Source organism: Staphylococcus sp. NRL 16/872 (genome assembly GCF_022815905.2).
In the GTDB taxonomy this organism is placed as follows: Bacteria; Bacillota; Bacilli; order Staphylococcales; family Staphylococcaceae; genus Staphylococcus.
The window spans coordinates 495,154-507,598 of the sequence record NZ_CP119327.1; the positions used below are offsets into that span (position 1 = coordinate 495,154).

The 12,445-nt window shown below is 35.9% G+C and carries 13 protein-coding genes and 1 riboswitch; of the genes, 7 read left to right on the forward strand and 6 right to left on the reverse strand.

The genetic code is table 11. The annotated features are described in order from the left end of the window. Nucleotides 1–2: 2 nt before the first annotated feature. The 6 genes from uptA to MT340_RS02270 all read right to left on the reverse strand — a co-directional run bounded on the left by uptA (nt 3) and on the right by MT340_RS02270 (nt 4,378). Nucleotides 3–617 carry an undecaprenyl phosphate transporter UptA gene (gene uptA, locus MT340_RS02245; protein WP_243603537.1) on the reverse strand — a complete coding sequence of 205 codons (615 nt, stop codon included), beginning with the start codon at nt 615–617 and terminating at the stop codon, nt 3–5. Nucleotides 618–728: 111 nt separating this feature from the next. Next, nucleotides 729–1,727, reverse strand: a complete 999-nt coding sequence (locus MT340_RS02250; RefSeq protein ID WP_243588597.1) for a ThiF family adenylyltransferase — start codon at nt 1,725–1,727, stop codon at nt 729–731. After that, a complete protein-coding gene (locus MT340_RS02255) occupies nt 1,727–2,494 on the reverse strand; it encodes a thiazole synthase (RefSeq protein WP_243588598.1) in 768 nt (255 codons plus the stop codon). The genes MT340_RS02250 and MT340_RS02255 overlap by 1 nt, the downstream gene beginning before the upstream one ends. Before the next feature lies 1 nt (nt 2,495). Continuing rightward, nucleotides 2,496–2,696, reverse strand: a complete 201-nt coding sequence (gene thiS, locus MT340_RS02260; protein ID WP_243588599.1) for a sulfur carrier protein ThiS — start codon at nt 2,694–2,696, stop codon at nt 2,496–2,498. Further along, entirely contained in the window at nt 2,680–3,795 is a 1,116-nt protein-coding gene (thiO, locus tag MT340_RS02265) for a glycine oxidase ThiO (RefSeq protein WP_243588600.1), read from the reverse strand. The genes thiS and thiO overlap by 17 nt, the downstream gene beginning before the upstream one ends. After that, on the reverse strand, nt 3,788–4,378 hold the full coding sequence (locus MT340_RS02270; RefSeq protein ID WP_243588601.1) for a thiamine phosphate synthase: 591 nt from the start codon (nt 4,376–4,378) through the stop codon (nt 3,788–3,790). Before MT340_RS02270 ends, thiO begins: the two co-directional genes overlap by 8 nt. A gap of 66 nt (nt 4,379–4,444) precedes the next feature. Beyond that, a riboswitch (TPP riboswitch) is annotated at nt 4,445–4,554 on the reverse strand. Between the two features lie 338 nt (nt 4,555–4,892). Here MT340_RS02270 and MT340_RS02275 point away from each other — a divergent pair. The 7 genes from MT340_RS02275 to MT340_RS02305 all read left to right on the forward strand — a co-directional run bounded on the left by MT340_RS02275 (nt 4,893) and on the right by MT340_RS02305 (nt 12,430). After that, nucleotides 4,893–6,167: a pyruvate MFS transporter gene (locus MT340_RS02275; RefSeq protein WP_243588602.1), complete on the forward strand. Its 1,275-nt coding sequence runs from the start codon at nt 4,893–4,895 to the stop codon at nt 6,165–6,167. An 85-nt stretch (nt 6,168–6,252) separates the two neighbouring features. Next, on the forward strand, nt 6,253–6,537 hold the full coding sequence (locus tag MT340_RS02280) for a putative quinol monooxygenase (protein ID WP_243588603.1): 285 nt from the start codon (nt 6,253–6,255) through the stop codon (nt 6,535–6,537). Between the two features lie 204 nt (nt 6,538–6,741). Continuing rightward, the gene (locus MT340_RS02285) at nt 6,742–8,619 is read left to right on the forward strand and encodes an FUSC family protein (protein ID WP_481906661.1); all 1,878 of its coding nucleotides are present in this window, start codon (nt 6,742–6,744) and stop codon (nt 8,617–8,619) included. A 126-nt stretch (nt 8,620–8,745) separates the two neighbouring features. Next, nucleotides 8,746–9,159 (forward strand): DUF2188 domain-containing protein, encoded by a 414-nt coding sequence (locus MT340_RS02290; protein WP_243588605.1) that lies wholly within the window; start codon nt 8,746–8,748, stop codon nt 9,157–9,159. An 897-nt stretch (nt 9,160–10,056) separates the two neighbouring features. Next, nucleotides 10,057–10,761 (forward strand): GTP pyrophosphokinase, encoded by a 705-nt coding sequence (locus MT340_RS02295; RefSeq protein ID WP_243588606.1) that lies wholly within the window; start codon nt 10,057–10,059, stop codon nt 10,759–10,761. Between the two features lie 126 nt (nt 10,762–10,887). Next, a complete protein-coding gene (locus tag MT340_RS02300) occupies nt 10,888–11,610 on the forward strand; it encodes a MerR family transcriptional regulator (protein ID WP_243588607.1) in 723 nt (240 codons plus the stop codon). Nucleotides 11,611–11,749: 139 nt separating this feature from the next. After that, a complete protein-coding gene (locus MT340_RS02305) occupies nt 11,750–12,430 on the forward strand; it encodes a GntR family transcriptional regulator (RefSeq protein ID WP_243588608.1) in 681 nt (226 codons plus the stop codon). Nucleotides 12,431–12,445: the final 15 nt, after the last annotated feature.

The following is a 12,445-nucleotide window of genomic DNA, read 5'->3' on the forward strand; positions in this document are numbered from 1 at the left end:
GATTATCTTGAACGTTTTCTATTTTTAATGAAGATGACATATAGTACGTACAAGATAGCTAAGAAGATAATGACATACATGATGTAAGAATAAGTGTGTAAACCAGCCATTAATGCGTCGAAGCTGTCACTTAATAAACGGCCTAATAAAATAAGCGCAAAATTCCAAATCGTTGTACCTAATAATGATAAGACAGTGAATGTAACCACATTCATTTTATTGATACCGGCAGGAATGGTAATTAACACACGTAAAACTGGGATGAAGCGACATAATAAGACAGCCCATGCGCCATAGCGTTTAAACCAATCGTTGGCACGCTTGACGTCTTTACCTTTCAATTTGAACCATTTTCCATGTTTATCAACAAAGCGATAAATACTTTCTTCTCTGATTAAACGACAAATATAATACAAGATTAATAAGCCAATCAATGAAGCAATCGTTGAAATAAGGAATAGAAGCGGAATAGATAAGCCAGATTTAACTGACATTAAACCCGCAAATGTCAATATAATTTCAGAAGGGACAACAGGCAACACATTCTCTAACAAGATAAGAATAAATATTGCTGCATAGCCCCATTTACTTATAAAATCGGTAATTAACTGTTCCATTTATTATAAAGAACTCCTTTAATTTTAAGCTTTAAACTATAATAAAAAATTCATAGTAAATTCATTATAATAAAATTTACTATGAATTGCTTGTATAAACCTAAAAGGTTATTATTTAAGAGCTTTTAAATAGCGATGATACAGTTGATTTGCTTCTTCATCATCTTCGACACCATAAACATTCATGCGTCCATCTTTAAATAGGGTGATTTCGTAATCTTTATCCTGAATGAGTTTCGCAAATGAAGTCGATTTCACCATATCACCCGGGAAATATTCAGCATGTTCAAAGACAGCAGGTTGGTATCTAAAGAGATACGTTTTACCACAAAGACTTTCAATGTGTTGTTGTTGTTTCGTTTCTAATAATTCGTAATGTTGCTGTTCACAAACCTCACAGTCGCTGTCTTTCAAGATATCGACATTCATGGCTTTGAAGTTAATATCGAACGCATCAATCGTAAGTAATTTTTTGGAAAAGCCTTTTCCAGATAAATAACAAATGGCTTCGGATACTTCATAACTTGCCACTTGTGTAATGACAGGAGGCAAGACGCCATTAATGGCACAACTTTCGCCAGTAGAAGGCATACGTTTTAATAAACATTTTAAGCAAGGCCCCTCAAAATCGATACCATAGACTGTGCCCTTACTACCAACTGCAGCGCCATACACCCAAGGGATGTGGTGTTTGTGACATACTTCATTAATAAGGTAGCGAATTTTAAAATGGTCCATGCCGTCAATGACAATGTCAGGATTCACCTTATTCAGAATATCCTCTATATTAGTAGAATCAATTTCTTGGTAAAATGCTTGTACCTCAACATTGGAATTAATATGAGACAATTTTTCTTTAACGGCATGTACTTTCGGCACCAAGTTTGTAGCGTCATCTTCTGTATATAACGCTTGACGATGTAGATTGGATTCTTCCACTATATCCATGTCAACAATGGCCAAGTGATGGGCACCCATGCGGGCTAATAGCTCTGCCACATGGCTACCTAATGCACCGGCTCCAAGTATTAAAATCTTTGCATTCGATAGGGCGTGTTGCCCATGTTCACCAAAAGCATAAAAACGCATTTGACGATTGTAGCGTTGCATTATAAGAATCCTAATCCTTCAGTTGGACTTGATGCTTGTGCAGTATATTTCACTGGAATTCGACCAGCTTCATAAGATAAGCGACCAGCTTCAATGCCTAATTTCATCGCTTCTGCCATTTTTACTGGATCTTTCGCACCTGAAACAGCTGAATTTAATAAGATTCCGTCAGCGCCTAATTCCATCGCATGACATGCATCTTTAGGAGAGCCAATACCAGCATCAACGATAACTGGAACATTAGCATTTTTAATGATATAGCTAAGGTTCAATTGGTTGTTGATACCACGTCCTGTACCGATTGGAGAAGCAAGTGGCATAACGGCATGCACGCCTAATTCTTCTAAACGTTTCGCTAGGACTATGTCATTAGAAATGTAAGGACATACGATATAACCTTTCTCTAATAACACTTTACAAGCTTCGTATGTTTCAAAAGGATCTGGTAATAATGTTTCATCATCACCAATGACTTCTACTTTAATCATGTCACATACGCCAGCATGTTTCGCGATTTCTGCGATACGAATGGCTTCTTCGGCTGTTTTAGCACCAGCAGTATTTGGGAAAGTGATGAAATCTTTTAAATTAATATTTGCAAGTGGGTTAGGTAAGTTTTTATCGTATAAGTTCATACGTCTTACTGCGAATGTAAGGACGTTTGTTTCTGATGCTTTAATCGCTTGTGTTTGGATGTCCTCATTTTCAAATTTACCAGTACCTAATAATAAACGAGATTGTAATTCTAATGATCCGATTTTAAACATTTTATCCGCCTCCAACAAATTCTAATAATTCTAATTGATCATCTTCACGTACAGTGTGGTTATCATAGTCTTCTTGTTTAATTAATGTTTTATTATGCTCGACAATGACACGTTCAGGGTCTAATTCAAGTGAGTGAAGCACTTGAGTAATCGACTGTTCTGCGTCGAATGTGAACGTATCACCATTAATGATACACTTCATTATTTGACCTCCTTGAGACATTAAATGACTCGTAATTGCGTGGTTTAACGCCAGTGAATAGCCAGTTTGCGATATCTCGTCCTATGACAGGTGAAAGTAAAATACCATTACGGTAATGACCTGAAATGACATATAAACCATCGTCGATGCGGTCCATGATAGGCAATTCGCCATCAGTATAAGGACGTACGCCTGACCATTGCTTAATGACCTTACCTTGTGCCAATTCAGGAACACGTTCATTGGCGTATTGATGCAACCATGAGACACCTTGATTAGTATTACCGACAGAATAATTATCAAATTCACTTGTTGCACCGATAAGGAAACGATTTGGTTGTTTCGGCACAATATAGCAACCATTCGTCATAAAGATCGTTTCTTTCAAATCTAGGCTGTCATGTTCAATAAGTAATACTTCGCCTTTGACACCAACTACTTTGCGTGGAAGTTGATAGTGTTCTAATAATTTAGAGCTCCACGCACCACCAGCGACAATCACTTTCTTAGCAACTAATTGACCTTCTGAAGTAGACACCTCATAGTAGCCATTTTGACGTTCAACACTAAACACTTCAGTTTCATAATAACGATGAATATCGCGCTGTTGCAGTGATTTAAAAAGTGCTTTCGTATAATGATTGGCATTGATTTGTCCATCATTTGGAATGTAGATAGCCATTTCGCTTGATGTAACATGACCATGCGTTAAATCGATTAAATCCTCATCAGATAATTCCACTACACTTGGGTCCATAGTACTTAAGAAGTCATATTGTTGTCTTAAACTTTCAACATCCTCAGGACGATTAGCAACTTTGATTAATCCTGAAGGTTGATATTGAATATCGATGCCTGTTTCATCTTGCAATGTTTCACACAGTTCTGGGAAAAGTGAGCGCGATTCAAGCGCGAGTCTAAATAAATCCGTATCTTCAGTAAATTCATTTTGTGCACCTAGCATACCGCCTGCTTTATAAGAAGCATGTTTACCAGGAACATCTCTGTCGACAATCGCGACATCCATTTGTGATTGACTTAAATGTCGTGCAATAGACATACCAATCACACCTGAGCCAATAATAAGAACATCATGCATCTTTCAACCACTCCTTTCGTAACTGTTCGATTTGTTGTAAAGATGCGTTCATAAAGAAAGAAATTGCACATATACCAGCAAACCCATTAGGTAATTGGTGAATCGTTTCTTTAGTGATGCCACCAATCGCATAAATAGGTATTGGCAAACGTAAAACGTCATTGATTTCATCCTGTGATCGTGGCTGTTGATTTGGTTTAGATGGCGTTTTGAAAATGTGGCCATAAAACACATAATCAAGACCATGTTCATAAGCTTGCTCCACAGATTGCTTGGAATGAGTCGACATACTGACTTCGACATTTGGGTGTAGTTGTTTATAGTCGAAAGCATTTGAATCCATTTCACGACAATGCAAGCGTGACAGTGTTAAGGATTCTAGTAATTCAGTATCACTGTGAATGATCACTTTCTCTTTAGGAAAGCCAGCCTCTAATAGTCGAGTGATGAAGTTGAATAACGCTTCGTGTGACATAGGGGTACGAAAGAGTAATCCGTCTATGCCTTTAGCTATAGCTAAGAAATGTTGTAAATCCTTGTCCGTTAAATCTTTGTAACTTGTTATTGCAATAAATATATGCATCACCCCTTGAACAATAAAAAAACGCTATTGCCCTTGTAGGGAAATAGCGTTCAGCTTAACTTTACGATATCCTTTGCGCCACTTTCCTACGCCAGTACAAACTGGATCAGGTTCCAGGAATTATAAAGTTCGTTCTTTACTCTCAGCCTTAAACAAAGGCACTTCCAGTGGATGATAAATGTTTATTCATTTATAAAATAACTCATAGCGTTTTAATTCAATTTCATTCTACAGTTTTTTTGATTAGAGTTCAAATCTTAATCCAAAGCAACTATGACACGCCCTTTTCAAAATGATAAAACAAAGAATACAAACAAGTACAATTTAATAAAAAAATATTAAAATTATATTGTAAACGTTTACACTAAGTGATAATATAATTAAAAATAAGTAATCAATATTGAAATTACTGTTAGAAGAAGGAGGATCTAAAGTACGTTCAAAACTACGTAATCATTTAGTACGACAACATTAATTTAGAATCAACAAATATAAATGAAAGTAGGACAGTAACATGGGTCAAGGACAAAGAAAGAGTAATGTGCGTTGGATGTTCGCACTATTGTTTTTTATTATCGGAGTTATCGCGTATATGGATAGATCAAATATCTCATATATTGCACCACAAATGATGAAAGATTTACATATGGACAAGCAACAGTTTGGATTGTTAGCTTCATTCTTCTCACTTGGTTATGCTTTAATGCAAGTGCCTTCGGGAATGTTAGCGGAGAAGTTTGGTCCACGTAAAATGATTTCAGTCGCATTAGTATGGTGGAGTGCTTTTACAATCTTTACAGGAATGATTAAACATCACGGTTTATTATTCTTAGTACGTTTCTTATTTGGTATTGGGGAAGCACCAATGTATCCATCTAATGCCGTATTTAATTCAACTTGGTTCTCAAAAGATGAAAAGGGAAGAGCATCAAGTGCATTACTTGCAGGTTCATATTTTGGACCCGTATTAGCACCAATTATTACTATTGCCATTGTAAATGCATTTAACTGGCAAGCAGTATTTTATATCTTCGGGGCAGTAGGTATCCTTATTGCGATTTTATGGGGGATTATCGCGAAAGATTTACCAGAACATCATCGTATGGTAAATGAGGCTGAAAAAAGATATATCATGGAGAATCGTGATTTAGTTCAAACAAGTAAATCACTTCCACCTTGGAATCAATTCTTCCGTCGTTTAAGTTTCTATGCGATTGCAGGTCAATACTTTGTCGTTCAGTTTATTATTGCTTTATTCTTAATTTGGTTACCTACGTATTTAACTGAACAATATCACGTAGAATTCAAACATATGACAATTAGTTCATTACCATGGTTTATCATGTTTATCTTAATTCTATCTGCAGGTGCTATTTCAGATAAAATTTTACATAGTGGTCAATCACGTTTTGTAGCAAGAAGTGTCATCGCTATTGTTGGTTTCATCGTATTTGCAGTATCAATCTTTTTCGCAGTTCATACTGAAAGCTTGTATATCACTATTTTCTGGTTATCACTTGGCTTAGGTGGTATGGGTATCTCAATGGGTATGAGCTGGGCTGCAGCAAATGATATCGGACGTAACTTCGCCGGAACAGTCTCAGGTTGGATGAACCTATGGGGTAACCTTGGTGCGTTAGTTAGTCCATTCTTAGCAGGTGCGTTAGTCACTTCATTAGGTTGGTCAATGACATTCCAACTATTAATTGTACCAGCAGTGATTGCAGTCATTTTATGGTTCTTCGTTTCACCAGACAAACCACTTCTTCAAGATGAAAGCAAAAAGTAGAATAGTCTTTTTAAAAGCAAATAATTGTTTAATACTGAAGTAGATATGGTACAACTAAAGCAATAACAATATTGAAGGTGATTAAATGATTATTATTAATGCAAAACTTAAAGTAAAAGAAGAGCACCGTGAAGAATATTTAAAATTAATGAAAAAATTAGTTGAAAGTTCTAGCCAAGAAGCGGGTAATACGTTCTATCATCATTATGAAGACGTTAAAGAACGCAACATATTTGTTGTGGTTGAGAATTATAAAGATGAAGAGGCAGTACAAACACATAACCATTCAGACCACTTCAGAGCATTCAGTGAAAATATTGGCAAATACATTTCAGAAGAACCTGTTATCGATGTAGCAGAAACAAAATAATATAACTTTTTGAGAGTGAGACAGAAATCTTTTTATCAAATTAAGATTTCAGTTTCGCTCTTTTTTTGTAGTCTATAATCATGCTACTGATGAGTAAACTTAAAAAGTGTTATCATAAATATGTATGCTTTATAGAAAGGAAAGATAATTTTGGGAAATGTATTACAGTCTCTTATACAATTCGATAAAACCAAGATTGACTTTATGAAAGGGATTCGCCAAGGTTTATTAATGATTATCCCAGCATTAATTGGCTATTACCTTGGGAATTTTAGTTTTGGTTTACTTGTATCGACGGGGGCGTTAGCACATATATACGTCTTTCAAGGACCACCTCGTTCTAAACTTAGAATGGTTATTTTATGTTCTATTTCGTTTGCGATATGTATGATGCTCGGCACCTTAACCGTATCTCAACCACTTCTTTATGGTTTTACTTTACTTATTGTCACAGTGGTACCATATTATATTTTTAGTGCATTGAAGATTGCCGGACCATCTTCTACTTTCTTCTTAGTTACATTTTGTTTACCTAGTAACTTACCTGTAGCGCCAGATCAAGCGTTATACCGTGGATTCGCTATCTTAGTAGGTGGCGCATTAGCGACACTCGTTGTGCTTATTATGATCATCTTCCAGAAGCAACGCGTTGAAGATCGTGCCATCACTGCTGACTTCACAATGATTAACAAATTGATGCAAAACTATAACGATCCAGAGAAATTTAAAGAAATTTCTCAATCAGCAGTGACACAATTCAAAAATTCAGATGAATTATTAATTACAGCGACTGCTGGTGCTAAGGCGAAACTGAATCAACGTTTCCAACGATTACTGTTACTACATACGTCAGCACAAGGGATTTACTCTGAATTACTTGAACTGCATGAGAAAGATATTCGTCCACTTCCACAGGAATTAATTGAGATGATGGAAGTAACAACACGTAATGCATATCGTCTTAGTAATGCCAGAGAAAATTGGACAAAAGAAGTTCATGTCAGCGAAGATTTTGATAATCTCATGCAATATATTTTAAAAATTGATGAAATTGCAAACTTAGATTCTAGTCGTATCGAACACGAAGCTCAAGTGAGAAAGCCGCTTTACAGTCAACGAATTCTGCATAACTTAACACTTGATTCTATCGTCTTTCGTAACACCTTGATTTATATCATTATCATGGGCATCGCTATTTTTATTTCATTAACCTTTGATATTCAGAAATCATATTGGATTCCTTTAACAGCGCATACGGTTATGTTAGGGATGACGACACGACGTATGATAGATAGAGCCATGGCCCGTGGATTAGGAACAATTATTGGGACATTAGTTTTATCTGCTATTCTATATTTCCATCCACATGTAGTAGTAGCCGTCATTATCATGGGGCTCGCTGCTATGGTGACAGAAGCCTTTGTAGGTTCGAATTACGCGTTTGCCGTTATTTTTATCACAACACAAGTTATCTTGCTTAATGGACTCGCATCGCAAAATCTATCTATCTCGATTGCTTACACACGTATCTTTGATGTGTTAATTGGGATTGTAATTGCAGTAGTCGGTATTTTAATACTTAACCGTCAAACGTCTTCGGCTATTCTGCCACGAACTATCTCTGAAGTAGTGCGTAAAGAAGCGACTATTTTCCATTATTTATTCTCTGAAAATGGATACCAAGATACAGAACGTGAAAAACATGAAAGTCTTGCATTATCAGTAAAAATGAGTAATATGACGCAAATTTACAACTCAGCAAATGGAGAACTATTCTCTAATAAAGAAGCACTACGTTACTATTATCCAACGATCTTCGCATTAGAAGAAATCAACTTTATGTTAATGAGAGCCATGCAAGATAAACAGCGTCAACGCATTACAGATGCACAAATGGGTGAGTTCTTAACTACCTTTGAGAATGTAGCTAAACACTTTGAATTACATGGTAGTTTAGATATTAAACAATTGAACGACTTACCTCAATATAACTACATCAAATCAGCGATGATGAAATTACAAACCAACTGTGTCGCTACACGTAAAAACGTCGATGAGTTACATGAACATGCACCAGCGTAAATGACCTAGGCATGTATAGGTCAACGAAGAGTGAAAGTGTTTCTCTCCAGACTTGGGGGTTTCATTTTCAAAAAGAGTGGTAAAGCTAACTAAATGAATAAATCATTATTAGAGGAGTGTGACACTATGCCTTGGACAATGAATGATTACCCCAATACTTGGAAGAACATGGATGAATTAGAACGTAAAAAAGCGATTGATATTGGTAACGCAATGTTAAAAGACGGTTATAAAGAAGGCGATTTAATTCCGATTGCGACTAAACAAGCAGAAGAATGGTACAAAAATGCGAGTAAAGAGGAACTTGATGAGTTGAAAAACAAGCATATTACACAACATCAAAAAGATGACTCAGCCAATCCGGAATTAAACGAAGAAAATGTGCATGTGTATTATGAAGATGATGAATGGAAAGTGAAAACAGAAGGCGCGAAACAAGCGTCTGACTCATTCGATAATAAAGAAGACGCCAAAAAACGTGCACAAGAAATCGCCGACAATCGCGACACTAAAGTCATCGAACACAAAAAAGACGAATAATATTTAACTCACATATCCCAAACAAGACAAACCACTTGTTTGGGATTTACTATTGTATGTATGTTGTAAAGAAATTCTTATATGAACAGTCACTCATTCTGTTGTGATGCTTGCCTAGGGTACAGTTTCAGCCAGAAATTTCTCACAGATAAATCTGTGGGGATTTCTAAGGTCTTCAACTTGTACTGTTCCCTCAGGCGTCACACAACGCCATTTCGTTGTCCATATTTAGAATTTCTAACATATTTATATAAGCGACTCTTAGATAGATATTCACTTGCTTTAGTTGCTCGCGTTCCTGTGGGAAAGGCTCGTGCCTGTAGTCACTCGACACTTTCTTTTCCACTAGGAGTCTCGCAACTACGCTTCGTTATCTATCTAAGAACTTCTTGCACAAGTGCTTTGACCCTTATGTTCAATATGAAAAACTTCAAGAGTGATAAACTTATTCATAGTTTTTCTTTTCTAAGTAATTACACGTAGGTCTAAAATGAATAATGGAACGTAGTTGAGAGACGCCTGAGGGAGCAGGCTATCAATGAACGTAAGTGTTCAAACACTTACGTAAGTAGTTCTAAGATGACTAACGAATGATGTTGCGCGACTCTTGGCGAAAAAGAAAGAGCTTAAGACTACAGGCTTAAGCCTTTCCCGCAAGAAAGCGTCGCAACAAAATGAGTAACATTCATCTAAGAACTACTTTACAAGACCGTGGCTCGACCCAGCCCCCTAGGCAAGCGTCTCAACTTAAGTGAAATTAATATTCATTTTAGAACAATGTATACATAAACATTTAGTTTCTCGTTCTAATTACCTAGGATAAATGAGGTGGTTATCGTTTTTAGTTCATTTTGTAATTCGATATAATGGAGGTTAAGGAACAAGGGGGCAATCGCTATGTACGTAGAGAGAAAACCATCATTATATATTGAAGAATTACGTAGTGAATTTAAAGATAGTTTAAATCAATTTAAAGATGGAGACGAAGCATTTGATCGACTCATTGGATTTGTGGAACTTGATCATTTATATTCATCCGCTTTAAAAGAAATATCTACAAAGTTAGATATTTTAGATGATAATTTTAATCATGTTTATAAACATAATCCAATTCATCATATGGAACGTCGTGTTAAGGAAATGAACAGTTTAGTTAAAAAGTTACAACGCAAAAATTTACCAGTCACTGCAGAAAGTGCCAAAGAGAATATTTTAGATATTGCTGGTATTCGTGTCGTATGTAATTACTTAGAAGACATTTATGTCATTGAAAAGATGTTATTAAAACAAGAAGACGTTAAACTGTTGAAACGTAAGAATTATATTCAACATCCGAAAGAAAATGGCTATCGCAGTTTACATCTTGTTGTCTCAATCCCTGTCTTTTTAGCTGATCGTGTGGAAGTGACACCAGTTGAAATACAAATTCGTACGATCGGTATGGATATGTGGGCAAGTTTAGAACATAAAATTCGCTATAAAAATAATACAAATACAGAAGATTATAAAGATAGATTGAAAGAATGTGCACTTGAACTTACAGATATCGAAGCAAAAATGCAAGCCATTCATGCAGAAATATCAGATGGAGAAATCGAGTAAATGATATGACTGACTAGGATTAAATCTTAATAAGACGGAAGGCAGACTACTTGTTATAATTTTTGGAAAAAGGTCTTGCTCATGACGTAGCGTCATTAGCTATGTTAGGGCTAGGAGGTGAACGCTATGTCACATTATTCAATTGGAGAACTTGCACACCAAAGTGGCATTACAATCAGAACATTACAATATTATGATCGTAAAGGATTATTAACAGCTGAACGTCATCACGAATCTAACAGACGCTATTATACAGAAACACAACTACATCAGCTTCAACTAATATTAATCTTGAAAAAGTTTGGCTGCACATTAGATGAAATTAAAACATTACTTCATGAAGATAATGACTTACAAACGTTGAAAATGATCCTTCAACTTCATAAAGAAACAATTCAACAAGATATGCAACATCAATCTGAGACGTTAAAGCATATCAACTCGGTACAACAATATATTTCAGAACAATCAAGTTCTTCAATCAATCACTTAGCTGACATAGACAAAGTTATGAAAAAATCAGAAAAATTTAACTCAGTAAAAGGTAAAATCTGGCTTAGTGCAGGTGTGATCGGCATTGTACAATACTCAGGATTGGTCCTCAGTTTATTAAGAAGTTCAGCAAAACCATTTGTAGCAGTGTTACCAATTCTAGTAACTTATGCAATAGGACTGACAGCGTTTTATTTCAAAAATATTTCTTTCCTTTGTCCAAACTGCCAACACGTCTTTAAACCATCATTAAAATCATTTATCTTAGCAAGACACACAGCCAAAACACGTAAACTTCAATGCCCAAAATGTCATGAAACACATTATTGCATCGAAGTAGCAAATGATGATAAATAAGGTTCATATCGCATCCTAGCTTGTAAAAAGCTAGGGTGTTTTATTTTTGAATAAAAAGAAAGCGCTTGCAAAAACAAAAACAGTATATTAATATACTTGTATACAAGTTGGAGTAAAGTAGTAATTAGAGGTGAGTGTTGTGAATCAAGGATATCCAGAACAATGGCTTGGTGGTATGACGAAAGGAGAAGGGGTCGCTGCCGAAATTCGCTTACAGATTGTTAATGGCGATATTGAAAGTGATACGTTACTGACTGAGAATCAAATCGCAAAACAATTTGATGTCAGTCGTTCTCCTGTACGTGATGCGTTCAAGTTATTACAAACTGATCATTTAATACATCTTGAGCGCATGGGTGCGAAAGTACTTTCATTCGGCGAACAAGAGAAGAAAGAATTATATGATTTGAGACTTATGCTCGAGTCGTTCGCATTTTCAAAGATGAGACATATTGATCGTACACCAGTAGTAAAAGAAATGCGCAAGCACCTTGAAATGATGAAAGTAGCAGTACAATTTGAAGATGCTGAAGCCTTTACGCAACATGACTTGCAATTTCACGAAGCGACGATTAAAGCCTCAAATCATCAATATTTACGCACGTTCTGGAATCATTTGAAACCGGTCATCGAATCTTTGGTCTTACTCTCAATGAGAGATCGCATGATTCATAACAAAACAGATTTCGACCGCATTCACGGGAATCACGAAGTATTTATTGAAGCAATTGAGTATAACGATTCAAATAAATTAAGAGAGGCGTTTCACTTAAACTTTGATGATGTCGGTAAAGATATCGAAAGTTTCTGGTTACGCTAAATAGAAAGGAAGAAA

Coding starts and splice junctions, on each gene's coding strand:
- MT340_RS02280 (WP_243588603.1), top strand. CDS start 6,253: ATGATTATTATTAATGCAAAACTTAAAGTAAAAGAAGAGCACCGTGAA.
- MT340_RS02275 (WP_243588602.1), top strand. CDS start 4,893: ATGGGTCAAGGACAAAGAAAGAGTAATGTGCGTTGGATGTTCGCACTA.
- MT340_RS02295 (WP_243588606.1), top strand. CDS start 10,057: ATGTACGTAGAGAGAAAACCATCATTATATATTGAAGAATTACGTAGT.
- MT340_RS02255 (WP_243588598.1), bottom strand. CDS start 2,494: ATGTTTAAAATCGGATCATTAGAATTACAATCTCGTTTATTATTAGGT.
- MT340_RS02300 (WP_243588607.1), top strand. CDS start 10,888: ATGTCACATTATTCAATTGGAGAACTTGCACACCAAAGTGGCATTACA.
- MT340_RS02285 (WP_481906661.1), top strand. CDS start 6,742: ATGAAAGGGATTCGCCAAGGTTTATTAATGATTATCCCAGCATTAATT.
- MT340_RS02250 (WP_243588597.1), bottom strand. CDS start 1,727: ATGCAACGCTACAATCGTCAAATGCGTTTTTATGCTTTTGGTGAACAT.
- MT340_RS02270 (WP_243588601.1), bottom strand. CDS start 4,378: ATGCATATATTTATTGCAATAACAAGTTACAAAGATTTAACGGACAAG.
- MT340_RS02290 (WP_243588605.1), top strand. CDS start 8,746: ATGCCTTGGACAATGAATGATTACCCCAATACTTGGAAGAACATGGAT.
- thiO (WP_243588600.1), bottom strand. CDS start 3,795: ATGCATGATGTTCTTATTATTGGCTCAGGTGTGATTGGTATGTCTATT.
- uptA (WP_243603537.1), bottom strand. CDS start 617: ATGGAACAGTTAATTACCGATTTTATAAGTAAATGGGGCTATGCAGCA.
- thiS (WP_243588599.1), bottom strand. CDS start 2,696: ATGAAGTGTATCATTAATGGTGATACGTTCACATTCGACGCAGAACAG.